The organism is Anaplasmataceae bacterium AB001_6 (genome assembly GCA_020002265.1).
GTDB lineage: Bacteria > Pseudomonadota > Alphaproteobacteria > Rickettsiales > Anaplasmataceae > AB001-6.
Map to the genome: position 1 here is coordinate 456,517 of CP048228.1, position 23,095 is coordinate 479,611.

Below are 23,095 nucleotides of genomic sequence, written 5' to 3' on the forward strand. Positions count from 1 at the left end.
TTTTATGGATTCTAAAGCTTTTCTTATTCATGAAGCAATTGACTTTGATAATTTAAATTTAAAAATATCTAAAGTGAAATTAAGACAATTACGAAATGATGAAGTTTTGATAAAAAATGAATATATTGGAGTGAATGATATAGATTATCAGCAATTAGCTGCTATTTATCCTGTTAAATATCCCTTTATTCCTGGTTGTGAGAGTGTCGGAAGGGTAGTTGCTATCAACTCAAATATGAAGCATGGCTTTAAAGAAGGAGATAGAGTTGTATGCTGTAATGTGCCTTTTGGAGCTTATTCTGATTATAGAATTGTAAACATGAAAAATATTATTCCTGTACCTAGTGATATACCTTCTAGCACTATTGTTTCTTTTTTATATAAAGCAATGTATGCAAGTATGTTGGTGTTTAATACGTATTTTTTGAAAAAAGAAGTGCCTATATTAATTAATAATCCATATCGTTCGGTAGGTTATTTTATATGTCAATATGCTAAAGGCACACCTTGCAATATAATTGGCACAGTTGATTCGAAAAATTTAAAAGGTGAATTATTTTTACATTCTAAAAATCCTGTTAATTTATTGCTTAAATATGATGAAGAAAATTTTGTAGAACGGGTATCTTCTTTTACAAAGGGTATAGGTGTGGGAGCAATTTTTGACTCTCTATCTGATAAAAATAATTTATCGATTAATATAAAGTGCTTGATGAATTGGGGAATGTACGTATTATATGATGAAATGCGCTCTTCAGTAAGATCTATTAATATAAACTCTTTACGTAATAAATCTCTATTCTTTTCTCGACCAAATTTTTTCTTACAGAAAAATTGGAGTGCATTTTTTTTAACTTCCGCCATTGGAGTAATTGAAGATTATGCTTCAAAAAAAATAAACGCAGGTATTTATAAAGAATATCCATTTAAGGATGCAAAACGTGCGTTATTAGATTTAAAAGAAGGGAAGGACGTAGGAGAAAGTATTGTGCTTAAAGTATAGGTTATTGATTAATGAAGAACGATTTAGCGATTTTATCTAGAGAAGAAATTTTATTATCAGAGAATAAAACAATATCAATAGGTATTGATAGTCTTACTATGATGAAAAGAGCTGGAGAATCTGTTGCTAATCTAATAGCAGGTAGATTTAATAGATCTAAAGTGTATGTCATATGTGGAACTGGTAATAATGCAGGAGATGCAATTATAGCAGCAAAGTGTTTATCAGATATTGGTTGGCTTGTTACAGTGATGATACCCAAAGATTTATCATCTAGTTTTACCTCAGAAGTAAAATTAGCTTTAACTTCATATAATGGTAGATTATTACCATTGGAACCCACGTTGATAGATTCTGATGAAGATATAATAATTATAGATGGTATTTTTGGATTGGGTTTATCTCGTGATGTAGATGCTCCTTTTCATGATGTGATAGATTATGTTAATAAATTAACAAATGCTACAGTTATATCTGTTGATATACCTAGTGGAATAGAATCTGATACGGGAAAAATTAAGGGGATAGCTATCGAAGCAGATATTACTGTAATAATAAATTTTTATAAAATAGGGAATGTTTTATATCCTGGAAGAAAATATTGTGGTGAGCATTTTTTAGCAGATATAGGACTTGTTTGTTCACAAAAAAATATAAAATATTTTGTGAATTCAAGAAATTTATGGAATATTCCATCTTTAAATTTTAATAGTAATAAATACAATAGAGGCTACGTTATCGTATACGGTGGTGAAATAAATTATGCTGGAGCGTCTGTACTTTCTGCTCATGCTGCATTTCGCTCTGGCTCTGGTATAGTAAAAATACTTTGTAATAAAGAAGATACTTTTTTATATCGTTCAATATCTTGGTTATCTGTTATATTAGGTTCTAATGCAGAATCTTTGGATGAGAGATGTAATGCTGTTGTTATTGGTCCAGGAATGGAGGTTTCTGAACATACTAAAAAATTAGTGATTGATGTTCTTAAAACAAATGTGCCATGTGTAATAGATGCAGGTGCTTTAACTTCTTTTGTTGAAGATAGGGATGTTTTAATAAATCATCTTCATACAAAGGCGATTTTAACTCCTCATGAAGGAGAATTTAAAAGACTTTTTCCTGATTGTGAAAATGAAGAATCTAAAATACAAAGAGCTTTAGCTGCAGCAAAAATATCAGGAGCTATAATCACTTTAAAAGGAGCAGATACAGTCATCGCTCATCCTGATGGTCGTATTATAGTAAATCCAACATTTGCTTATAATCTATCTTTTGCTGGTTCAGGAGATGTATTATCGGGAATGATTGCTAGTTTTTTATCACAAAAAGTTAAGCCATTTTATGCCGCAGCAATTGCTGTATATATACATTCTTTGTGTGCAACTAAAATTGATCAAAATATTGTAGCAGATGATATTATTAATTATATCTCTCTTATCTTACAAGATTTGCAAAAATGAACGTATTATAGTAACATGAAAGGCTGGTAATTCTTATTCAAGATTTTTTTCAAAAATGGAAGACATTATGATATCATCCAAAGTATATAATCTTGAAATAGAGCGCGCTATCATTGGTGCTATTTTAATAAAGAATAAAGTCCTTTTTGAGATTGATGATATATTAGATAAGCAATGCTTTTATGACCCCTTGCATCAAAAATCTTATGAATCAATATGTACTATTGTAAAGAACGATAGTATAGCTATACCCAGTACTGTAGTTAATTTGTTTGATCTTAAGCCTGAAAAATTAGATGAAGCAAAGAAATATCTTGAAGAACTTCAAAAGGATTTTTCAGCCTTTTCGGATGTAAAGAATTTTGCTAAATATTTGAAAGATCTTTTTTTAAGGCGTGAAGCCATTAATTTAGCAGGAACGTTTAAGTCTGTTGTAGAAAAGGATTATTCAAGAGATATTGGTATAATCCTAGAAGAAGGGGAGAAGGGATTTTTTAATCTATCCAAATCTCTTTATAGAGATAGTATAAAACCATTATCTTCATCATTAAATAAAGCTTTTGAGAATATTCAAGATGCCTATAAAAATAAGAGTAGTGTTATTGGTATTACAAGTGGCTTCTACGATATTGATAATCTAACAGGTGGTTTTCAAGAATCTGATTTAATAATTGTAGCAGGAAGGCCTTCAATGGGTAAAACGGCCTTAGCAGTGAATATGATTTTGAATGCAGTAAAAAATGATAATAAATCAGCGCTGTTTTTTTCACTTGAAATGTCAGCTGAGCAAATAGCTACAAGAATTGTTTCAATGGAATCAAAAGTTAATGCCTTCAAATTACGTACAGGTAAATTGACAGAAGATGAGTTTAGAAGAGTTATGAATAGCAAAAAGATGATGGAGGATATGAAACTATTTTTTGATGATACTCCTGCTATGACAATAAATGGTATACGATCACAAATTAGGAGAATGTGTGCAAAAGAAGATGTATCCATAATTTTTATAGACTATTTACAGCTTATTTATGGCATATCTCCTGGTAGAAGATTTGATAATCGTGTTAATGAAATTTCAGAAGTTACCAAAGGGTTAAAGGATATAGCAAAAGAAGTATCTGTACCTATAGTTGCTTTATCTCAGCTTTCACGTAACGTGGAACAAAGAGAAGATAAAAGGCCTCAATTGAGTGATCTTAGAGAATCTGGATCAATAGAGCAAGATGCTGATTTGGTTATGTTCATATACAGAGAAGCATATTATTTGATGCGTAAAGCACCTAGAGAGGGAACTGATGCACATCAAGAGTGGCAACAAAAAATGAATGAAGTAAAGAATCAAGCAGAAGTTATTCTTTCTAAACAGCGTAATGGTCCAACAGGAACTGCCAAGTTACATTTTGATCCTAATTTAACAATGTTTTCTAATATGGATAGCAATAGAGATTGGTTTTAGTTCTTTTATATTTTAATTGTGAATATTTTATAGTATTCTTTCTTGTTTGGAGTTTTTACATCATGAATAAAGAAGCAGTCCATGCGGTTATTTATAGTAAGACATATTGTCCATATTGCGAAGAAGCGACAAATATACTAGATAGATATTCAGATCTAATAGAATATGATAAAAAAAATATAGAATCAAATAAAGATAATATGGATGAAATGATTGCACGATTTGAAAAAATGGCAAAATCTTTACCTAAAACTGTACCTCAAATATTTATTAATGATAAATATGTAGGAGGTTGCGATGATCTACGTGAACTAGTAAAAAATCCTAAATGGCTAAATAATTATTTATAACTAATTTTTGTATATGCAAAACTCTTTATTGAAAAATAAGAAATTTTATTATCTTGTGAAGAATGGTTGTAACAATTATGCTAAGGATGTTTTAAATTATTTAAAAGAAGATTTTGTAGCACAACCTTTTACGGATTATGTGCCTTATGATAAGGGATCATCTTATTTATTTGTTATAGGTGGTGATGGGTTATACACTCATGCTATGCGTATGTTTAGAGGTAAAGATGTAAATATAATAGGATTAAATTACGGAAAAAGAGGGTTTTTAATGAATAATTGTCCTAAAGACAGAGATGATTTTAGGATATTTATGAATAATTTGGACTCTACTTTTCGAGTGAAAGTATATCCGTTTAAAGTTCGTTGTTTTGATAAGGCTGGTGATTGTAGCACATTCTTTTCTTTTAGTGATATTTATGCTAATAGAGACCTCTCCGGCATGCTTGATTTATCTGTTAGCTTGTCCAGATTTTCAGATGATATTAAAGTAGTAGGTGATGGTATTATTATCTCATCACCACTTGGTAGTACTGGTTATAATTATTCTGCTGGAGGAATGATTGTACCGTTTTATCTTGATAGTAATCAGACAATTTCTATTATAAAACCTATTAATTCTTATTATCCACGTAATTTGAACGGTTTTTGTTATGATAGCAGGGATGTATTATCAATAAAAATTAACAATGAGAAATATGCAAATTTTATGATAGATGGGCAATATGCTGGTGAATTTCAGAAAGTTTTAATATCTTTAGATGATTCATCTTATAGCGTTTTGCTGTATGAAAATTTTGATTTTATAAATAATAAAATTATCAAGGAGCAATTGTGTTTGTCGTAGGCTTAACGGGAAGAATGGCCAGTGGAAAGACAACAGCTATGAATATCTTTAAAAAGGAGGGTTTTTTTGCAATAGATGCTGACAAATCAGTATCTTATTTATATGATAATAATCAATTTTTAAAATCAAAAATAAATTCATTATTTTTTCCCAAAAGAAATGAAAAAGATGATATCAATAAATTATCTTTAATTAAGCTTATAGAAAAAGATGGATCTGTGCTTAATGTAATAGAAGAGTTAGTATTTCCAGAGTTATTTTTGTTTTTATATAAGGATATAAAAAATAGATTATCCAATAATAAATATATTATTCTTGAAGCTTCAGTTCTCCATAGGTGTGGTTTAAGTATCATATGTGATCTAGTGATATCAACAATTGTTGATGTTAAAACACAAATATACCGAATAAATGAGAGAAGAAAATACAGTGAAAAATTCATAAAAACAATAATCGAAAGAAATAATCACGAAAATTACAGTAGTGATTTTCAACTTGATGCAAACGTTCCTTATGAAAAATATAAAATGAATGTAAAAAATCTAATCTATGAAAAAATTTTTCCTTTTATTCAGAATAATTAGCTGATTCTCTTGTTATTTTAACTCCATGAGGGTGATTTTCTCTCATCGAAGAACCAGTTATTTTTATAAATTTACAATTTTTTTGCATATAAGAGATATCTTTACTTCCTGTATAACCCATGGAAGTTTTTATTCCCCCAACTATTTGATCTATAGTGTCTTTCAGGCATCCTTTAAAAGGGACCATGGCTTCCACACCTTCAGGAATCATCATTTTTTTGCTATCATTGATACCATCAGTATCGCTTTCAGATTTAAAATATCTAGAGCTAGAACCAGCTTTCATTGCTGGTAAAGAGCCCATACCACGATAGCTTTTATAAGATCTACCTTTATAAAGAATTGTGTCTCCAGGGCTTTCTGAAGTTCCGGCAAGCATAGAGCCTAACATTACAAGATCTGCTCCAAATGAGATAGCTTTTGCAATATCGCCGGAATATCTCATACCGCCATCTGCTATCACCTTAATATTTTTTGCATGACAAACTTCACTAACTTCGCTTATTGCTGATAATTGTGGCATACCAACACCTGCTATAACCCTAGTTGTACATATAGAACCAGGCCCAATACCTACTTTTACAGCATCAACTCCACAATTTATTAGATCATTTGCTGCTTCCTTAGTTACTATATTTCCAGCTACCAACTCTGTATTATATGCGCTTTTAATTTTTTCTACCATTTTTAAAACATGTACGGAATGTCCATGCGCTGTATCTAAAATTAAAAGATCAGCGCCGGCATCTATAAGCATTTTGACTCTATCAAAATCCTTTGGACCAATTGCTGCTGCCACTCTTAATCTTCCTTGTTTATCTTTGCAAGCGTCCGGATATTTATTAAAATTCTCTATATCTTTTACGGTTATCAAACCAATACATCTAAAAGAATCATCAATTACTACCAACCTTTCTATTTTATTTTTATAAAGAATTGATAGAGCTTCTTTTTTATTTACATTTGCTTTTACAGTTATTACTTCTTTTGTCATTATATCTGCAACTTTTGCATTTTTATCTGTGACACATTTCAGATCTCTATTAGTTATTATTCCCTTTAGGATATTTTTATCATCAACAATTGGAATTCCAGAATAATTGTATTTTTCTTTTAGCTCAAATAACTTTTGTACTGATTTATTTACATTAATTGTAACAGGATCCATTATTACCCAGCTTTCATATTTTTTGACTTTTTCAATCATGAAACATTGTTCTTCAGTGGGCATATTTCTGTGTATACAACCCATTCCTCCATATTTTGCCATAGCTATAGCCATTTGATAATCAGTTACTGTATCCATTGCGGCTGATATTATCGGTATATTTAGCTGTATTTTTTTTGTTATATAAGTTTTAACATTTGCTTCTGAGGGTAATATATCAGACTTCTGTGGTAGTAATAAAATATCATCAAAGGTATATTTCTCATCTGTTGGGTTATTCATATATATTTATAAAGAGGTATATTAATATTTAATAAGAGGGAAAATTATAATAGCATTTCGTTTGTTCTGTCAAACAACAAAGTTAGAGCTACAAGCATTTATTAACACTATTTAGGTATAATAACATTATACCTGATGCTATAAAAAGAGTTAATATTATGTTGAAAATAGCAATTTTTTGTACATAATTTGACTTTGGATGTGAATTTACTCTCAGAAAATTATTAAGATTTTCTAGAGTTTTATTTACTTTTTTTGTAGTATCATTTATTTTCAAATTCCTGTATTTTATTAACAGATTTTTTTTTAGCCAAGTTTTTGTCATTGGTTTCAAGATTTTCCACATATTGCTTTCAGGAGAAAATTTTTTACTTATTCCTTCCAGCATCATTATATTTTTTTGTAACAATAGTAACTGAGGCTGAATTTCAATTTTAAAATTATTAGCGGTATAAAATATTTGCCCTAACAATCTTGCTATTGAAATTTCTTTTAGCTTTTTATTAAACATGGGCTCTCCTATGGATCTGCACATTGAAACAAAAAAGGGATTGTTTTCAGAAATATAATCAGCTTCATAATGCACATCTACGATATATTGATAATTTCTATCAAAAAATCCTTTTGTTATTTTTGCCAGATAAATTCTATCTTTTATAGATAATCTGCCCATTATTCCAAAATCAACCAAAGCAATCTTTTCACTGTGTGTAGTTATAATTATATTCCCCATATGAAAATCACCGTGAAAAAAACCATGATCATATATCTGGGAGAAAAATAGCAGTATTAATTTTTCTATTATTTTATCAGAAATTTTATTGATTTTTGTTAAAGGTAAGCCATCTATCCATTCTGTTATTAATACTCTTTTAGTTGAATATTCCCAAAATACAGCAGGTATAATTGTTTCCGTATTTTGCTGTAACAGATCTTTCATTTCACTGGCATTAGCAGCTTCTATTTCTAGATTTAATTCGAATTGACTGGCATTTTTAAATCTTTCGATGATTTTAAGTAAATTAAATCTCTTCTTTACTAGAGGGTTTAATATTCTTGCCATTAGATGCATTATCTTCAAATCCAGACAGAATTTTTTTTCTATTTTGGGATGTAAAATCTTTACAGCAACTTTTTTATTATTATGTAGCGTAGCTTTATGTACTTGAGCAATTGACGCAGACGCTATAGGATCTTTTTCAAAATATTTGAATTTGCTTTCTATAGTACTTTTTAATTCTTTTTCTAAAGATTTTTTTATCTTAGAAAATTTATATGGAGTAGTGCTGTCACACAATTTTGTTAAATGATATGCTAAATCTGTTCCTATTAAGTCACTTCTAGTGGATATAGCTTGTCCTAATTTTATAAAAGCTGGCCCCATTTTTTGTATAATAAGAGGTAATTTTTTATATCCATTTTTTGTTTTTAACAAAAATAACGCATGGATAAAAAAGAAGGATATTCTAGTTGATCTGCATAAAATTCTAATCATTTTATAAAATTTTCATGATATCTATATTACAAGAAGAGCATCAAAAAGTGCCATTCAGTAGCCTAAAAGACCGAATTATATCAGTATGGATAAATAATCTAAATAGCAAAAATTATAAAATTTTACTTTTATGGTCATGTTGATACAAAGAGATATTATTTTTGAATAAATTTATAAAATTTTTATCCTTATTTATTTCTTCAGGTTTTCCACTACAACATATTTTATTATTCAAGCATATTACTCTATCTGTATTTTGCATCACTGTATGCAGATCGTGTGATGCCATTACTATAGCGTATTTTTTCTCTTTTTTTATGAAATTTAAAATATCGTAAAATTTTGATTTTGTTTCAATATCCATACTGTTAACTGGTTCATCCAGTAACATTAGATCCGGATTTTTTTTTATACATCTTGCCAGAATTGCTTTTTGCTTTTCACCGCCAGATATTTCTGTTATTTGTTTTTCTAAAATGTGCTTTATTGATAATTTATCTAGTAAATGGTCATCAAAATTATTTTTTATGTTTCCTATATTTATGAATTCTCGTAGTGTTAATGGCATCATTTTATTGAACATTATCTGCTGAGGCATGTAGGCTATTTTTAACTTATTATTATACTGTATAATTCTTCCTTTTTTAGGCTTATTTATTTTTGCAATTATTTTCAAGAGTGATGTTTTTCCACTGCCATTTGGCCCAGCAATAGTTAGAATTTCATTTTCATATATGCACATATTGATATCAATGAGTATATCATTTCCAAAATATACGGAGTCTATGTCTAATATTTTTGTTTTCATTAAAACATGTAAATGAGACCTTCATGAATGATTTATAACATTTTTTATAAATAAAATATATAAAATTACTTTTTCTTATATTATCATCTAAAATTGTTGATTGAGTTCTTTTAAGAAATGCAATGTATATAGTTGCTAATTGGAAATTGAATGGAGATTTATCTCTTTTGAATAATTTTGTGGATAATATTGATGATGACATTATAGGGAATAATATACTAATATTGGCTGTACCATATTATTTATTAGATAGAGCATTCTCACTTACCAAAAGCAATAAAAAGGTTTTTATATCTTCTCAAGATGTTTCTAGTTATAATAATGGCGCTTATACTGGGGAAATTGGTGCTGCTATGTTAAAAGAGATAGGTTGTACATACAGCATTATTGGTCACTCTGAAAGGAGAAAATATTTCCATGATACAAATGACAGTATAAAATTGAAATTATTAAACGCTATTGATAATAATATAAACCCAATATTTTGTGTTGGAGAAAATAATAGAGAAAATTTTATGGAAGAATTATCTGTTGATTGTTCTTCTATAAATAAGGATATTGAACATGAAAAAATCATGATTGCATATGAACCTGTATGGGCTATTGGAAGTAAAAAAACTCCCACTGTAAGCGAAATTGATAGTGCAATAATTGATATTAAAACTATTACTAATTTCAAAGGAGACTTTCTATATGGAGGCTCTGTTTCTTCTAACAACATAGAATATTTACTACAATCCAAGATGGTTAATGGATTTCTAATAGGTGGCGCTAGTCTCAAATTGCAAGAAATGTTATCAATATTAGATAAGTGTAATTCTTAAATTAGAATATTATCTCTGTCATATTTTGCGTACTCCATTTTACCACTGGTGGTAAAGACATCATTATTGCTCTAATATTTCCTTGTGTTTTAAGGCCAAAAATTGTTCCTCTATCATACATCAGATTAAATTCCGCATATCTTCCTCTACGTTGCAATTGGTACTCTCTTTGCTCTTTTGTCCACTTTCTATTCATGTGTTTTCTTACTATTTGTGCATATGTATCTAAAAAAATTTTTCCAACATCCTTTACAAAAGAAAAATCATTTTGCCAATTATTTGTGTTTAAGTAATCAAAAAATATACCGCCAATGCCTCTATATTCTTGTCTATGTTTTATATAGAAATAGTCATCAGCGTATTTCTTATATTCATCATAATAATTTGCATCATATTTATTACATGTATCTCTAAGATTATTATGAAATAAATCATAGTCTTTTTGGTTATAGTACATAGGAGTTAAATCTGCACCTCCACCAAACCAAGATTGGCTTGTATGAATATTTCTAGTGTTCATGTGCACACAAGGTACGAGAGGAGAAGACATATGCGAAACAAGGGATATTCCAGTTGCCCAAAAGTAACCATCATTTTTTTCTGCGCCAGGTATCTTATCCGTAAAATTATTGTCCATTTTGGCATATATATGAGATATATTTACACCTATTTTTTCAAATACTTTCCCTTCCATTACACACATTTCACCTCCACCATCATTACGGTGATTCCAAGTTATTTTATCAAATTTACTGTTACTTCTTGGATCAAATTCTTTCTCTATTTTTTCAAATTCACATACTATTTGATCTCTTAATTCCGTAAACCATTCAACAACTTGTCTACGTTCAGATGTTATTTTTTTGTTTAGCTCAATTATCATAAAATATGTATATTTAAATATCAGCAATCTATTAATTTAACTTCCAATTCTAGATCAATGTCAAACATTCTTTTTATTTTATCTTTGGTTTGTCTTATTAACATTAAAACTTCGTCAGAAGTTGCATTTCCTTTATTAATTAAAAAGTTATGATGCATATCAGAGAACATTATATCGCCAATTTGTTTTTCATGCATTCCAGAATCTTTAATCAATTTCCATGCAGGAAATTTTTCGGTATTCATAAATGTTGAGCCACAAGTGTTTTCTTTTACAGGTTGGCTTACAGAACGATCATGCATTATTTTTTGCAATTCACTTTTTATTTTATTTTTATCTCCGTATTCAACATTAAAACTACACTCAATTATTATCCAATCTTCTGGAATATCACATTTCCTATATGAAAAATTCAATTCATCTCTGGTCTTTGATATTATTTTTCCGTCTTTTGTTATAAATTTGATGCTTTTTATGTGGTCACATATCTCAACACCATAAGATCCTGCATTCATAGCACACATTCCGCCTATTGTTCCGGGGATGCCAATTGTAAATTGGAGGCCTGTGATTCCCAGATCTAAAGCTTTTTTTGCTAAATTAAACCCTGTAGTTGACGCTCCAACAATTAATTTATCCTTTGAATTTTCTTCTGATATTTTTACATAATTGAATCCTCTTCCTAACCTTATTATAAGAGAATTCAATTTTTTTGAATTACAAATTATATTTGATCCAGAACCAACAACTACGTATTTTTTTACATTATATTCTGATTGATTAATATATTTTAATAATTTTAATAATTCGTCAATATTTTGCACTTTTGCCATTAGCGCTTCACCACCAATTTTTATCCACGTATAATTTTTCATCAACACAGGATGAAAAAATTTGTTATTTATATTCATTTATCTACAATAATCTCTGAAATATGAAAGTATATGATATAAATTATATTGCTATAATTTTATAGAAATCTCAATCATGATTCATAATCATATTTATTCTAAGCAATATTTTAAATAATCTATGCTTAGATATTTTCATTATTGATATTTATAGTCAGTTAATTTATCTTGATTTTATATTTAAAAAAATCTTTCGGATGTTTTTAGAATTTCTAAAGAAGCATTATTTATATTGTGCTTTGTTTTTATTGAGTGCTTTATTTTTATTTAATTCATGTTCTTATAATAAAAAAATAACAACCTCAAATGATATAGTATATAAACGTGCAAAACCAGAATATAATCCGGGAGGAAAGATGTTTTTTTTAGATGAAGGTTTTGTTAAGCAATATCAAGAATACATAAAGAAAAGAGGAAAATTTATACGTAAAAATCCTAATGAAGTATGGCAGCAATATGAATATGGAGACATAGATACGATAGAAAATATTGAAGATTATAGAGAAGTTGATCTTAATAAATCTGGGTGGCAATATCATAAATATATTTCTAATGATGGTAAGGTTAGTGATAGAAATTTACATTATGATGAAATTGAAGAATCAGTTGATGATGAAACATCATCAGAACAAGAAGTAAGCTCTTCAAAACAATCTTGGAAAGATAAGATAAAAAATTTCTTCGGCAAAGGAAGTATCACTAGTGCTGAAATAGATAATATGGTTGTTATTGAAGATAAGGATAAAGATGTTATAGAAGAATTGGAAGAATCATTGTAAAATTCATTTAGTCTTTTGTTATATCTTATTTTGCTATATGGATCTGAAAAAATTTATAGATGATATGTTAAAGTGCACAGAAGTGGCAGCGTTAGCAGCTTATCATAAAGCAGGTTTACGTGATGAAAATAAAGCTGATGCATCAGCAGTTAATGCCATGCGGGATTTTTTGAATCTACTAAGTATAGATATAAAAGTAGCCATTGGTGAGGGAGAAAGAGATGACGCTCCAATGCTTTTTATAGGTGAAAAATTGGGGAATATAACTTCACAAGATAAAATAGATTTGGCAGTTGATCCTTTGGAATGTACAAAAATATGTGCCAATCTTCTTGATGGAGGCTCTTTATCTGTTTTATGTTTTGCAGATCGTGGAGATATTATAAATGCTCCCGATTTATATATGGATAAAATTATCTTGTCTCCAGACATATCTCCCGAGGGTATTAGTATTAATAATTCTGTGTCAGATAATTTAATGAAAATTATGAAATACAAAGGGTGTAAGCCTAATGAGATAACAGTAACTATTTTGGATAGGGATAGACATGCAGAAATTATATCACAAGTGATAAAATTTGGCTCTAGAGTGCGATTAATTAAAGATGGTGATATATCAGCAGCTATAGGTTTAATAAAAGGAGAATATGATTTATACCTGGGAATAGGGGGGGCTCCCGAAGGCGTGATGATAGCTTCTATTATAAATTCATTAGGCGGCTATATGGAATCAAAGCTTTTTTTTAGAAATGACAGTGAGCGTGAAAGAGCCAAATTATTAGGTATAAGAGATGATGATTTTGTTTATAAGCCTTATGATTTGGTGAAGGGAGAATCTGTTTTTATTGCTACAGGAGTTACAGCAGGATGCCATCTAAAAGGTATTGTCACTGCTAATGGAGAATATAAAACCAACAGTATTATAATCTATAAAAATACTTTAAGAGAAATAAACAGCAAGATTAAAACATAATAGACAGAACCGGGTATAGATATTTATCCATACCCGAACATTCTATATTCTATAAATTAGATTATATTGCTATCATTGCTCGCTGTTTCCTGAGAATTTCTTTTTGCAACAGATTTTTGTTCTAGATATTTTGTTTCAAAATCAATATTTGAAAGCATAACAGCTGGAAAACCACACAATAAAGAAGCACTAGAGACTCTTTCTCGTATATAAGGGAACATCATAATAGGTGCAGATACAAAGAATACCTTTTCCATTTCTGGTTCAGATAATCCATCTTCTATTTGAATTATAGAAGAGTATTGTATTTTAATTATGAAAGCATTTTCCGATATCTTTTTTGCTTCCGCTTCCTCTTTTGTTATTCCATCTAATTTAGAAACAACGAAAATTTCTAATGAAATTTCGAATACAGAATCGCTTATTTTCAAGACATTAACGCTACAATTTACACTTATATCTTGTTTTTTGCTACTCATCTCTTGATCAAGAAAAATGCGCGGAGCATTTTCATGATTAACGGACATCGATTTTAGATATTGTCCCTTTATTTGAAAATTATCAATCATCGTACTAATAAACCCAATAATAAACCCAAAGTAAAAAATAAATCCTGATAAGATTACATCTCTCTATTATAAATTTTTATTTTGAAATTTACCATAGATTATTTTCACATTGATATTCTATAGCTATACGAATTTTATGGTATTTTTACATACATATGATAATATAATAATATGCGCTGTTGATTTGATTTCGTTTTTATGGTTCGTTTGTTCAATGTTAGCTGAGATTATTATATTTTTCTTATTAGCGGCTTTTATATTATTTCGTTTATATTTATCACTTGGTAAAGAAGATATTATAAATATTTCTGATATGGTGCAGAAAAATGGTTCCAAAAAAAAATCAATGGACGATTTTACCGAGATTTTTGAACCTATCTCTGAAGAGTGTATTAAAAATGTTGATGAGAATTGTTTAGAAGAAGTGAAGAATGTTGTAAACGAAATTAGACAATATGATAGATCTTTTATTCTAGATAGATTTTTAAAAAAGACAGAGTTGGCTTTCGAAGATATATTAGACTCTTTTTATAAATCTGATCTGTCATCTTTATCTCCTTTGGTATCAAAGAAGATATATAATTATTTTGAAACTAAGGTAAAATCAAGAAATTTAAAAGAAAAAAGATATAATCATAGCTTGATTGCTATTAAAAATACTAAAATAGTAAATGCTTTATATAGAGCAAAAAAGAGCGAAGTCGAATTTTGCATTGAATTTCGATCAGAACAGGTTAATTTTGTTGTTGATAATAAAACTGAAGAAGTTATATCCGGAAGCAAAATTAATAGTATAGAAATACGTGACTTATGGTCATTTTCTAAAAATATTAAATCAAAAAATCCAGTGTGGTTGTTATCTGAAATATCTTAATAAGTTATACTAATATCATTAATAATGTATGTTAAATACATAATGTGCGCAGGATTTTTATGTATGATAATTTGATTAGATCGTATGGTCGTACCAAGGGACGTGGATCATTTAAGATGTGTTTGGACATTGATGATGATGTTTTTAATTTAAAATCTTTATGTGACCTCCATTCTTATAAATCTTTCCATTTTGAAATAGGTTCAGGATATGGTGAAAATATTGTAATGCAAGCAAATCACAATCCAACAAAATTTTATATCGCTTCAGAAGTTTACTTGAATGGTATCATGAATACCATAAAATTAATAAAACATCATAACCTGAAGAATATCAAAATATTCCATGGAGATGCAAGAGATTTTTTATATACAATACCTGATGATTTCTTTAGTGTTATATGGATTTTATTTCCAGATCCATGGAGAAAAAAAAGACACCATAAAAGACGTATAATAAATAATTTCTTTCTTGATTTTATTATAAAAAAAATTAAACCTAAGATAGGAAATTTAATTATTGCTACTGATCATGATGAATATTCGCGATATATTAAAACAGTTTGTGATTTTTCTTCAGTTAAGACCAACGGTTGCATGTTTAACATTCAACATATCAATCAAAATAGAGAGCTCAAATTATTTTATAGCACCAAGTATTATAATAAGTCAAAAGAAATAAACCCCGAAGGTAATATAAACACGTTTTTAATACAAAGAAAGTAATAGCAATGACTCTATATTTTTAATATAGAGTACAATCCTATTTTTTGGGAATTACTTAAATCATCTGAATCAAAATCCGATAACATTCCTATTACTCTTTTTATTATACCACTATTAGACATGTTTTTTGCTTTGTTATGTTTCATTACGTTGATGTATTTTACTGAAAGAATATCAATCTCTTTTTCTTCTTTTAGCCATTTTAAAGCATCCTCTTCATAACCAATACCATCTATCAAATTATTGTCTAAAGCTTGAATACCTAAAAATGCTTGACCTCCCGATAATTCTTCAGCCTTTTCTATTGGAATCGTTCTACGATTCGCGACAGTCTCAATCATATATCTATGATAGCATTCCAAATTTTTGACAATTACATCCGCTACATCTTCAGGAGTTGAGCGGGTGGAAGAAGGAAAGCCTTTATATTTCCCACTAGTATAAGTAGTAAAATTTATACCAATTTTTTTTGCTAGATCAGAGAATTCGTAAGTCTCTAACAAAACACCAATGGATCCAGTCATTGTGCTTCTCATTGCAAAAATGTATTCTCCAGCTAAAGACACCATGTAAGCAGCTGAAGTAGCAATATCTTCCATGACTATTACAACAGGCTTAACTTTACTGACAGAATTAATAGCTCTGTATAAAGGATCAATGCTCGCTAATTCTCCTCCAGGACTATTAATTAATATAACTAGAGCTTTAATATTTTCATCAGTTGCCATAGAGGATATTATATCAGTTCTATATTTATCCCTATACATTACACCTTCTATTCTTATTTTTGCTATAATTGGTTCTTTTATGTCTTGTAATTTGTCTTCTACATCTTCATTCTTTTTAAAAAAAAAGGAATACAGCATCAAGAGGGTCATAATGATTAATAATACGGCAAAAGACTTCCACTTATATAAGCTATAAGAAGACTGATCTTCATCTATTATCTTATTTACATCAAACATACAAAAACCAAAAGAACCAATAAAACAGCAAAATTTATTATACTGTACAATAGTTATTTTTTTAATAAATATATTAATGAATAAGTTCTATTGATATAGCATAAGCAGATTTCTTTATTATCTTAAAGCTAGAATTCTTTCCAACAACAAAATGAGTTAAATTAGTTACTTGATCCTGTGAGAAAAATAATTCCACATTTTCTGCAATTTTTATAATAAAGCCTTCTTCGTCAATTTTCACAACAGTTGCAGAAACTATATCACCAACCTCTATTGTTTTTAAGAAATCTTCAAAAGGATCTTTTACGGTTTGTTTTATCCCCAGATATAATTTACCTTTATTGACATTTGCACGAATTATTTTTGCAGATACGTTTTTCTTATGTCGATACTCTCTAAATTTTGCTTTTGGCTCAAACCTATCCCACGATAAATCATTAATGCTAATAAATCCTTCAACTCTATCGTTAACCGACACATACAAACCAGAATCAGTTACATGATTAACATTACAACTAACTATACTACCTAGTGGATTATCAATTAAAAATTGTGTCCAAGGGTTGTCAGTGCATTGTTTAATACTTAAAGCCATTCTATGACGGTCTTTATCAATGCTAATAACTACAACCTCTATTTCTTGTCCTTTAATGACCATAGGTCTATCTTTAGTCCAACTTACCTCAGAAATATGCACTAAACCTTCAACCCCAGGTTCTAGCTCAACAAAAATACCATATTCTTCTATATTACTAACAGTTCCCTTATATTTATCACCAGGTTTATATTTTTCTTCAGCACTTAACCAAGGATTATTTTTCAATTGTTTTGCTCCCAAAGAAACTCTGCAATTTTTTCTATCTATTCCTATTATCTTTACTCTAATTTTTTCACCAATTGTGTAAATTGAAGACGGGTGAGCAACTCTGGACCAAGCAATATCATCAATATACAATAGACCATCAAGTACACCAATTTCAGGAGATTCATGTAATTGAACAAAAACTCCATAATTCGTAATGCTTTTTACTACTCCCTCAATTATTTGACCTTCCTGTAAAGTATCAATATATTTATTTTTTTCATCTGCATGAAGAGAGTTTAAAATAGCTTTTCTTGATACAACAATGTTCCCTTGTTTTTTATCTGTTTTCAATATCTTAAATTTAGAAACCATATTAATGAAGTCACTACTATTTTTTACCGGTTTCACATCAACATGACTGTTAGGTAAAAAAGCCATAATACCAGCTAGATCAACTATATATCCACTGCGAGTCGAGTAAAGAATTTTTCCTTCTATCTCGCCTTCTTCTTTCTCAATACGTTCTATTTCGTCCCAAGTTTCACATTTTATCGCCTTACTTCTACTAAGCACTATCTTACCATCACGATTTTCTAATTTTTCAAGAAAGATTTTTACCTTATTACCGATAACAATTTCTTGATCGTTAAACTCTGCAATAGGTATTTGTCCTTCAGATTTATAATTAATACAAACAAAGACAAAATCTCTTGTAACAGAGCTAATCATTCCTTCTATAACAGTATTTTCTTTTAAAGATTTTGAAGCAAAATCTTGAATACTTAAAAGCGAATTTTCTCCCAAGATATTTTTTTTCTCTCCAGAATCAGAATCATAAAATAAATAATTAAAAGGAGAATACTTTTCCTTGTTTTTCAAAAATTTAATATTGCTATCTTTTGTCATTTGACCTCTTCAAAATTCTCTATTGTGTCATCTAAAAATCAAAACGGGACAACTAATTAAGGCAAAAATACTATTTTAGAATTTACCTATGGACAATCATAAACACCACGCGCTGACTAATTTATGATATTTATTTTTTTTTAAAAGTCAAAATATTAAATTTTAATAGTTATTTAATTTTGCAAAATATCTCTCATATTTTTATGAATAAAATTCATAATTTTTCTTGTCTGCAAAATTCATACATACCTACTGTTGCTGCGTTAGAGACATTAAGGCTATCCAAATTATTTTTATCACAAGAAAAAATGGGTATTGTTAGACGATAATCACAATATTCTAAAACAGAATTTTTTATTCCTTTCCCTTCTGAACCTAACACCAAGGCTGCTTTATTGTTAAAAGAAAAATTATTAATATTTTGACCCATACTATCCATGGCATAAACACTATAGCCAATGCTTTTTAAATGATTTATAGAGCGTTTTATATTAGTTATTTCTATAATTTTAACAATATCTAATGCTCCACTAGATACCTTAGAAACAGTACCATTATCATAAAATATGTTATTTTTTATAAAAACTGCATCAATTTTAAAACATGCTGCAGATCTTAATATTGCGCCTATGTTATGTTGATCAGTAATGTCATCCAAAATAATAACCAAAGACCTCTCTTGTTTTACATGAAAATTTTCTAAAGATTCATTTTTTAAGTGTAGAGCTTCTAAAAGTAAACCTTGATGATTAAAATTTGAATTAGATGATCTGGGAACTATATTATCTATATTTTTTTTTATATTAATTCTAATATTCTTTTTTTTACAAATTTCAAGAATTGAAGAATATTCTTTGATTTTTTGTTCATTAATAAAAAGATTACAACAAATCCTTCTAGAGTTTAATATTGCATTTATACATCCATGCTTCCCATATATATACACCTTTTCATTTTTCTGTTTATTTATTTTTATATTTCGGATTTTTTTCATTAATTTTTTTGAGATAATATTTTCCCGATTTCGTTATTATTGATGAAAAAGATATATTGAATTCATTCAATTTTCAAATAAAACAAATAACTCGATTAAGATAAATTAAAATATAATTTTTTCTTAAAATGCAATACTTTATTTTAAAATTAAAAAATGATATCATGGCTCGCACGGGATTTAGTAGTTTACAAATGAGATTGCAAAAAAAATATTGTTTTGTTTTTTTTGCACTGTTTGCTACTTGTTTTATTGTTTATATTTGACTAACATTATTGAAACTTCGTTTGTTTTATTACTTCCGGATTTTTAAGGAGGGGTGGCTGAGTGGTTAAAGGCAGCAGACTGTAAATCTGCCCGCGAGAGCGTACGTGGGTTCGAATCCTACCCCCTCTAGTTATTTATTGATTGCGGGCGTAACTTAGTGGCAAAGTCCTAGCCTTCCAAGCTGGTTACGTGGGTTCGATTCCCATCGCCCGCTTTTTGTGTGATTGATATTTAATAGTGGATTTTATTTTATATCATTTTGGTTTTTTGTATGATTTATATTTTTAGTGCTCTAGTATGAAAAATTTAAAGCTTAATGAACATGTTAAGAGTGCCGGAATTGACAAATATGTTTCTTACAGTTCTAGGCCTTATATATCGGTGAAGATAAAGTCAAATGATGCTTTAGGTTTGGAACGTATAGTTAAACGAATAGTGGCTACAGCTTTAAAAGAAGGTGCCAGGGTTAAAGGGCCTGTTCCTCTTCCCAAAAGAGTTAAAATTTACACTGTTAATAAATCTCCTCATGTTTATAAAAAATCTAGGGAGCAATATAAGTGGACCAAACATGTTAGGTTGCTCATAATATATGATTTTGATTTGAAATTAACAGAAAAGTTTACTTCTTGGAATTTGATACCAGCCGGTTTAGATGCTGATATAAAAATACAAGGTTTAGATTTTGCAGGTTTTAACAATGAATGATAATAAAAAGAATTTGATTGGTAGGGCATCTATTTACGGTATTAAAGTTGCTTCTAGTATGATTTTTTCTGATCTTGGTATATATGATCATGTTAGTTTGATTTATGTGAATAATAACATTTTGAAATTAGATGTTGTTGCAGATTTTCATAATTTCATAAAAATTAGAGCGTTCTTTTTTGGAAAAGGAAAACTTTCTAAGCCGCAAATAGAGCATATTAAAAAATTTCACCCTGAAATTGATTCAAAAAAAATACGAGGCTTTATAAAAGAGATTTTTTTACCTAAAGATGTAGATTGTATTTCTTTATCAACTTTTGTTAATGCAAAAAAGGTGAAAATTAGTGGTATTAGTAAAGGAAAGGGATTTTCAGGAGTTATGAAACGACATAATTTCAAAGGATTGAGAGCTAGTCATGGAGTTTCCAAGACGCATAGATCGCAAGGTTCTACCGGTCAATGTCAAGATCCTGGTAGAGTAAATCGTGGTAAAAAAATGGCTGGACAGCTTGGTGCTGAATTTATAACTATTAATAATGTTGGTGTTTTGCATACTGATATAGATAAATCTTTAATTGTTGTTAAAGGTTCTATTCCAGGATTTAAGGACTCTGTTGTTCGTATAGAATTGATGAGTTGATTTTTTTGTTAATTATTTTTATTTAAATTATGGTTCATATTAGATGTATTGAATTGGGAAAAAAAGATTTTGATTGTAAATTAGAAGAAGTTGATGAATCTTTTTTTGTTAAAAATATAAACCATATTGTTTTGTCTAGTGTTTTACGTTGGCAATTTTTAAAAAATCGTAATTTTAGTCACTCTGTTAAATCTATGTCTGATGTTAATGCGACGACTAAAAAACCTTATAGACAAAAAGGAACGGGTAAAGCTCGTCAAGGTAGTTTGGTTTCTCCTCATTTTAGAGGAGGGGGAGTTGTTTTTGGGCCGAATAAAAGATCTTTTGCTATTAAAATGAATAAAAAGGTTAGAAAATTGGCGATAAGACATTCTTTGGCTTTAAAATTTCATGAAAATAAATTATTTTTCTTCGATGAGGATTTTTTTAATTTTTCTTCATCATCTTCAATTTTAGTTAATAAAATGTCGTCAACTTTTTTGAATTTTTATAATAATAAATTTTTGTTGATATGTGAAAATTCTGATATTAAAAAAATTAATGGAGTAAAAAATATTAAAAATTTTGGATATTTAGATGTTAATGGATTAAATGTCCGAGATTTATTGTTCAGTGATTTTATTTTACTGAAAATTAATTTATTAGATTTTTTGAAAAATAGGTTTTGTGTTTTATGAAAAGTGTTGTTAATTTTATTGATAAAATTGTTTTATCAGAAAAATCAGAAAATGCGGCAAAATTAGGTCATTTTGTTTTTTATTCTAGTTGTCAAAGATTTTCGAAAAATGATGTTAAAAATAGCTTACGTCTGATTTGTCCTAACATTTCTGTTAAATCTATAAAATCTGCTAATTATAAAGGAAAAGCTAAGAATTTTAGAATGTCTCGTGGATTTCGTAAAGATCGGAAGAAATTTGTTGTTGTTTTGAATTCATCTGATTTTTCATTTTTGAAAAAAGAATTAGAGGGATAAGATGGTTGGGTTGAAAATTTTAAAGCCTACTAGTCCTGGATCTAGAGGAATTGTTAGAATTGATAGGCAGCATCTTTGGAAAGGAGCTCCTTTTAAATCTTTGCTTCGAGGATTATCTAAGACGGGAGGTAGAAATAATTTAGGTCGTATAACTACTCGACATATTGGTGGTGGGGCGAAACGTAGATATCGCATAATAGATTTTAAGATGTCGAAAGAGGGATTTTATACTGTAGAAAGATTGGAATATGATCCTAATAGAACAGCATTTGTTCATTTGATGAAACATGAATCGGGTAGTTATCATTATTTTATTGCTATAGAAGGTGTAAAAGTAGGAAATAAGTTAAATGTAGGGAAAGATGCTGATGTTATTTCAGGAAATGTTTTATCGTTAAGAAATATTCCTGTAGGAAGTGCTATAAGTTGTTTAGAAATGAAAGATGGTAAAGGCGTTCAATTGGTTAGATCTGCTGGATCTTTTGCTACTTTATTAGGATTTGAAAAAAATCATGCAATAGTTAAATTACCTTCCGGTGAAGTTAGATTATTTGATGATAGATGTTGCGCATCTATTGGTTCGATATCCAATAGATATAATAAAAACATTAAATATGGCAAAGCTGGAATTGTGAGAAAATTAGGTACGAGGCCTTCTGTTAGAGGAGTTGTCATGAATCCTGTTGATCATCCGCATGGTGGAGGAGAAGGAAGAACTTCTGGTGGTAGATGTTCTGTCACTCCTTGGGGTGTTATTACAAAAGGAAAAAAGACTCGAAAGAAAAATAGTGCAATCGAGCGTTATATTGTGCGTCGAAGAGATAGAAAATAATTTGAGGGTATTTA

At 29.0% G+C, this 23,095-nt stretch carries 25 protein-coding genes and 2 tRNA genes; 18 read left to right on the forward strand and 9 right to left on the reverse strand.

The features are described from left to right. The first annotated feature begins 4 nt into the window (after nucleotides 1-4). From GUI12_02145 to coaE, 6 genes are all read left to right on the forward strand, one after another. Nucleotides 5-1,003 (forward strand): alcohol dehydrogenase catalytic domain-containing protein, encoded by a 999-nt coding sequence (locus tag GUI12_02145; GenBank protein ID UAT42946.1) that lies wholly within the window; start codon nucleotides 5-7, stop codon nucleotides 1,001-1,003. A gap of 11 nt (nucleotides 1,004-1,014) precedes the next feature. Beyond that, complete coding sequence (locus tag GUI12_02150; protein ID UAT42947.1) at nucleotides 1,015-2,466, forward strand: NAD(P)H-hydrate dehydratase; 1,452 nt, start codon at nucleotides 1,015-1,017, stop codon at nucleotides 2,464-2,466. 67 nt (nucleotides 2,467-2,533) lie between these two features. Continuing rightward, a complete protein-coding gene (gene dnaB / locus GUI12_02155; protein UAT42948.1) occupies nucleotides 2,534-3,922 on the forward strand; it encodes a replicative DNA helicase in 1,389 nt (462 codons plus the stop codon). Nucleotides 3,923-3,984: 62 nt separating this feature from the next. Then, the gene (locus GUI12_02160) at nucleotides 3,985-4,272 is read left to right on the forward strand and encodes a glutaredoxin 3 (protein UAT42949.1); all 288 of its coding nucleotides are present in this window, start codon (nucleotides 3,985-3,987) and stop codon (nucleotides 4,270-4,272) included. A gap of 13 nt (nucleotides 4,273-4,285) precedes the next feature. After that, complete coding sequence (locus GUI12_02165) at nucleotides 4,286-5,119, forward strand: hypothetical protein (protein UAT42950.1); 834 nt, start codon at nucleotides 4,286-4,288, stop codon at nucleotides 5,117-5,119. After that, entirely contained in the window at nucleotides 5,107-5,703 is a 597-nt protein-coding gene (gene coaE / locus GUI12_02170; protein ID UAT42951.1) for a dephospho-CoA kinase, read from the forward strand. The genes GUI12_02165 and coaE overlap by 13 nt, the downstream gene beginning before the upstream one ends. Here the strand turns inward: coaE and guaB are convergent. The 3 genes from guaB to GUI12_02185 all read right to left on the reverse strand — a co-directional run bounded on the left by guaB (nucleotide 5,687) and on the right by GUI12_02185 (nucleotide 9,456). Continuing rightward, nucleotides 5,687-7,153: an IMP dehydrogenase gene (guaB, locus tag GUI12_02175; protein UAT42952.1), complete on the reverse strand. Its 1,467-nt coding sequence runs from the start codon at nucleotides 7,151-7,153 to the stop codon at nucleotides 5,687-5,689. The two genes, coaE and guaB, sit on opposite strands and share 17 nt — an antisense overlap. Nucleotides 7,154-7,241: 88 nt before the next feature. Continuing rightward, complete coding sequence (locus GUI12_02180; GenBank protein UAT42953.1) at nucleotides 7,242-8,648, reverse strand: ubiquinone biosynthesis protein; 1,407 nt, start codon at nucleotides 8,646-8,648, stop codon at nucleotides 7,242-7,244. 112 nt (nucleotides 8,649-8,760) lie between these two features. Continuing rightward, nucleotides 8,761-9,456 carry a metal ABC transporter ATP-binding protein gene (locus GUI12_02185; protein ID UAT42954.1) on the reverse strand — a complete coding sequence of 232 codons (696 nt, stop codon included), beginning with the start codon at nucleotides 9,454-9,456 and terminating at the stop codon, nucleotides 8,761-8,763. A gap of 122 nt (nucleotides 9,457-9,578) precedes the next feature. Between GUI12_02185 and GUI12_02190 the strand changes: the two genes are divergently transcribed. Continuing rightward, nucleotides 9,579-10,280, forward strand: a complete 702-nt coding sequence (locus tag GUI12_02190) for a triosephosphate isomerase (GenBank protein ID UAT42955.1) — start codon at nucleotides 9,579-9,581, stop codon at nucleotides 10,278-10,280. A gap of 1 nt (nucleotide 10,281) precedes the next feature. On the opposite strand, the gene hemF is transcribed toward GUI12_02190, so the two are convergent. Together hemF and murB are read right to left on the reverse strand one after the other, a co-directional pair. After that, entirely contained in the window at nucleotides 10,282-11,163 is an 882-nt protein-coding gene (hemF, locus tag GUI12_02195) for an oxygen-dependent coproporphyrinogen oxidase (GenBank protein ID UAT42956.1), read from the reverse strand. A 20-nt stretch (nucleotides 11,164-11,183) separates the two neighbouring features. Continuing rightward, on the reverse strand, nucleotides 11,184-12,074 hold the full coding sequence (murB, locus tag GUI12_02200; GenBank protein ID UAT42957.1) for a UDP-N-acetylmuramate dehydrogenase: 891 nt from the start codon (nucleotides 12,072-12,074) through the stop codon (nucleotides 11,184-11,186). Between the two features lie 197 nt (nucleotides 12,075-12,271). Here murB and GUI12_02205 point away from each other — a divergent pair, with 197 nt between their 5' ends. Further along, a complete protein-coding gene (locus GUI12_02205; protein UAT42958.1) occupies nucleotides 12,272-12,853 on the forward strand; it encodes a hypothetical protein in 582 nt (193 codons plus the stop codon). A gap of 37 nt (nucleotides 12,854-12,890) precedes the next feature. Continuing rightward, on the forward strand, nucleotides 12,891-13,826 hold the full coding sequence (locus GUI12_02210; GenBank protein ID UAT42959.1) for a fructose-bisphosphatase class II: 936 nt from the start codon (nucleotides 12,891-12,893) through the stop codon (nucleotides 13,824-13,826). A 56-nt stretch (nucleotides 13,827-13,882) separates the two neighbouring features. Here GUI12_02210 and GUI12_02215 read toward each other — a convergent pair whose 3' ends face one another. After that, nucleotides 13,883-14,395, reverse strand: coding sequence for a hypothetical protein (locus GUI12_02215; GenBank protein UAT42960.1), 513 nt, complete (start codon nucleotides 14,393-14,395; stop codon nucleotides 13,883-13,885). Between the two features lie 214 nt (nucleotides 14,396-14,609). Here GUI12_02215 and GUI12_02220 point away from each other — a divergent pair, with 214 nt between their 5' ends. Both GUI12_02220 and GUI12_02225 read left to right on the forward strand, forming a co-directional pair. After that, nucleotides 14,610-15,269, forward strand: a complete 660-nt coding sequence (locus tag GUI12_02220; protein UAT42961.1) for a Tim44/TimA family putative adaptor protein — start codon at nucleotides 14,610-14,612, stop codon at nucleotides 15,267-15,269. Between the two features lie 59 nt (nucleotides 15,270-15,328). Further along, nucleotides 15,329-15,994 (forward strand): hypothetical protein, encoded by a 666-nt coding sequence (locus GUI12_02225; protein ID UAT42962.1) that lies wholly within the window; start codon nucleotides 15,329-15,331, stop codon nucleotides 15,992-15,994. 11 nt (nucleotides 15,995-16,005) lie between these two features. Here the strand turns inward: GUI12_02225 and sppA are convergent, their stop codons facing one another. The 3 genes from sppA to rlmB all read right to left on the reverse strand — a co-directional run bounded on the left by sppA (nucleotide 16,006) and on the right by rlmB (nucleotide 19,664). Further along, nucleotides 16,006-16,959: a signal peptide peptidase SppA gene (sppA, locus tag GUI12_02230; GenBank protein UAT42963.1), complete on the reverse strand. Its 954-nt coding sequence runs from the start codon at nucleotides 16,957-16,959 to the stop codon at nucleotides 16,006-16,008. 73 nt (nucleotides 16,960-17,032) lie between these two features. Beyond that, nucleotides 17,033-18,670: a 30S ribosomal protein S1 gene (locus GUI12_02235; GenBank protein ID UAT42964.1), complete on the reverse strand. Its 1,638-nt coding sequence runs from the start codon at nucleotides 18,668-18,670 to the stop codon at nucleotides 17,033-17,035. A gap of 214 nt (nucleotides 18,671-18,884) precedes the next feature. Beyond that, the gene (rlmB, locus tag GUI12_02240) at nucleotides 18,885-19,664 is read right to left on the reverse strand and encodes a 23S rRNA (guanosine(2251)-2'-O)-methyltransferase RlmB (protein UAT42965.1); all 780 of its coding nucleotides are present in this window, start codon (nucleotides 19,662-19,664) and stop codon (nucleotides 18,885-18,887) included. A 313-nt stretch (nucleotides 19,665-19,977) separates the two neighbouring features. Between rlmB and GUI12_02245 the strand changes: the two genes are divergently transcribed. From GUI12_02245 to rplB, 7 genes are all read left to right on the forward strand, one after another. Next, a tRNA-Tyr gene (locus GUI12_02245) sits at nucleotides 19,978-20,060 on the forward strand. Between the two features lie 14 nt (nucleotides 20,061-20,074). Then, nucleotides 20,075-20,145 (forward strand) — tRNA-Gly (locus GUI12_02250). 83 nt (nucleotides 20,146-20,228) lie between these two features. Continuing rightward, complete coding sequence (rpsJ, locus tag GUI12_02255) at nucleotides 20,229-20,636, forward strand: 30S ribosomal protein S10 (GenBank protein UAT42966.1); 408 nt, start codon at nucleotides 20,229-20,231, stop codon at nucleotides 20,634-20,636. Beyond that, a complete protein-coding gene (rplC, locus tag GUI12_02260) occupies nucleotides 20,629-21,276 on the forward strand; it encodes a 50S ribosomal protein L3 (protein ID UAT42967.1) in 648 nt (215 codons plus the stop codon). Before rpsJ ends, rplC begins: the two co-directional genes overlap by 8 nt. Before the next feature lie 29 nt (nucleotides 21,277-21,305). Beyond that, on the forward strand, nucleotides 21,306-21,953 hold the full coding sequence (rplD, locus tag GUI12_02265) for a 50S ribosomal protein L4 (protein ID UAT42968.1): 648 nt from the start codon (nucleotides 21,306-21,308) through the stop codon (nucleotides 21,951-21,953). Further along, a complete protein-coding gene (rplW, locus tag GUI12_02270; protein UAT42969.1) occupies nucleotides 21,950-22,249 on the forward strand; it encodes a 50S ribosomal protein L23 in 300 nt (99 codons plus the stop codon). Before rplD ends, rplW begins: the two co-directional genes overlap by 4 nt. Nucleotide 22,250: 1 nt before the next feature. Next, the gene (gene rplB / locus GUI12_02275; protein UAT42970.1) at nucleotides 22,251-23,081 is read left to right on the forward strand and encodes a 50S ribosomal protein L2; all 831 of its coding nucleotides are present in this window, start codon (nucleotides 22,251-22,253) and stop codon (nucleotides 23,079-23,081) included. The last annotated feature ends 14 nt before the right edge of the window (nucleotides 23,082-23,095 follow it).

Coding starts and splice junctions, on each gene's coding strand:
- GUI12_02145 (UAT42946.1), top strand. CDS start 5: ATGGATTCTAAAGCTTTTCTTATTCATGAAGCAATTGACTTTGATAAT.
- GUI12_02150 (UAT42947.1), top strand. CDS start 1,015: ATGAAGAACGATTTAGCGATTTTATCTAGAGAAGAAATTTTATTATCA.
- dnaB (UAT42948.1), top strand. CDS start 2,534: ATGATATCATCCAAAGTATATAATCTTGAAATAGAGCGCGCTATCATT.
- GUI12_02160 (UAT42949.1), top strand. CDS start 3,985: ATGAATAAAGAAGCAGTCCATGCGGTTATTTATAGTAAGACATATTGT.
- GUI12_02165 (UAT42950.1), top strand. CDS start 4,286: ATGCAAAACTCTTTATTGAAAAATAAGAAATTTTATTATCTTGTGAAG.
- guaB (UAT42952.1), bottom strand. CDS start 7,153: ATGAATAACCCAACAGATGAGAAATATACCTTTGATGATATTTTATTA.
- GUI12_02180 (UAT42953.1), bottom strand. CDS start 8,648: ATGATTAGAATTTTATGCAGATCAACTAGAATATCCTTCTTTTTTATC.
- GUI12_02185 (UAT42954.1), bottom strand. CDS start 9,456: ATGAAAACAAAAATATTAGACATAGACTCCGTATATTTTGGAAATGAT.
- GUI12_02190 (UAT42955.1), top strand. CDS start 9,579: ATGTATATAGTTGCTAATTGGAAATTGAATGGAGATTTATCTCTTTTG.
- hemF (UAT42956.1), bottom strand. CDS start 11,163: ATGATAATTGAGCTAAACAAAAAAATAACATCTGAACGTAGACAAGTT.
- murB (UAT42957.1), bottom strand. CDS start 12,074: ATGAATATAAATAACAAATTTTTTCATCCTGTGTTGATGAAAAATTAT.
- GUI12_02205 (UAT42958.1), top strand. CDS start 12,272: ATGTTTTTAGAATTTCTAAAGAAGCATTATTTATATTGTGCTTTGTTT.
- GUI12_02210 (UAT42959.1), top strand. CDS start 12,891: ATGGATCTGAAAAAATTTATAGATGATATGTTAAAGTGCACAGAAGTG.
- GUI12_02215 (UAT42960.1), bottom strand. CDS start 14,395: ATGATTGATAATTTTCAAATAAAGGGACAATATCTAAAATCGATGTCC.
- GUI12_02220 (UAT42961.1), top strand. CDS start 14,610: ATGTTAGCTGAGATTATTATATTTTTCTTATTAGCGGCTTTTATATTA.
- GUI12_02225 (UAT42962.1), top strand. CDS start 15,329: ATGTATGATAATTTGATTAGATCGTATGGTCGTACCAAGGGACGTGGA.
- sppA (UAT42963.1), bottom strand. CDS start 16,959: ATGTTTGATGTAAATAAGATAATAGATGAAGATCAGTCTTCTTATAGC.
- GUI12_02235 (UAT42964.1), bottom strand. CDS start 18,670: ATGACAAAAGATAGCAATATTAAATTTTTGAAAAACAAGGAAAAGTAT.
- rlmB (UAT42965.1), bottom strand. CDS start 19,664: ATGAAAAAAATCCGAAATATAAAAATAAATAAACAGAAAAATGAAAAG.
- rpsJ (UAT42966.1), top strand. CDS start 20,229: ATGAAAAATTTAAAGCTTAATGAACATGTTAAGAGTGCCGGAATTGAC.
- rplC (UAT42967.1), top strand. CDS start 20,629: ATGAATGATAATAAAAAGAATTTGATTGGTAGGGCATCTATTTACGGT.
- rplD (UAT42968.1), top strand. CDS start 21,306: ATGGTTCATATTAGATGTATTGAATTGGGAAAAAAAGATTTTGATTGT.
- rplW (UAT42969.1), top strand. CDS start 21,950: ATGAAAAGTGTTGTTAATTTTATTGATAAAATTGTTTTATCAGAAAAA.
- rplB (UAT42970.1), top strand. CDS start 22,251: ATGGTTGGGTTGAAAATTTTAAAGCCTACTAGTCCTGGATCTAGAGGA.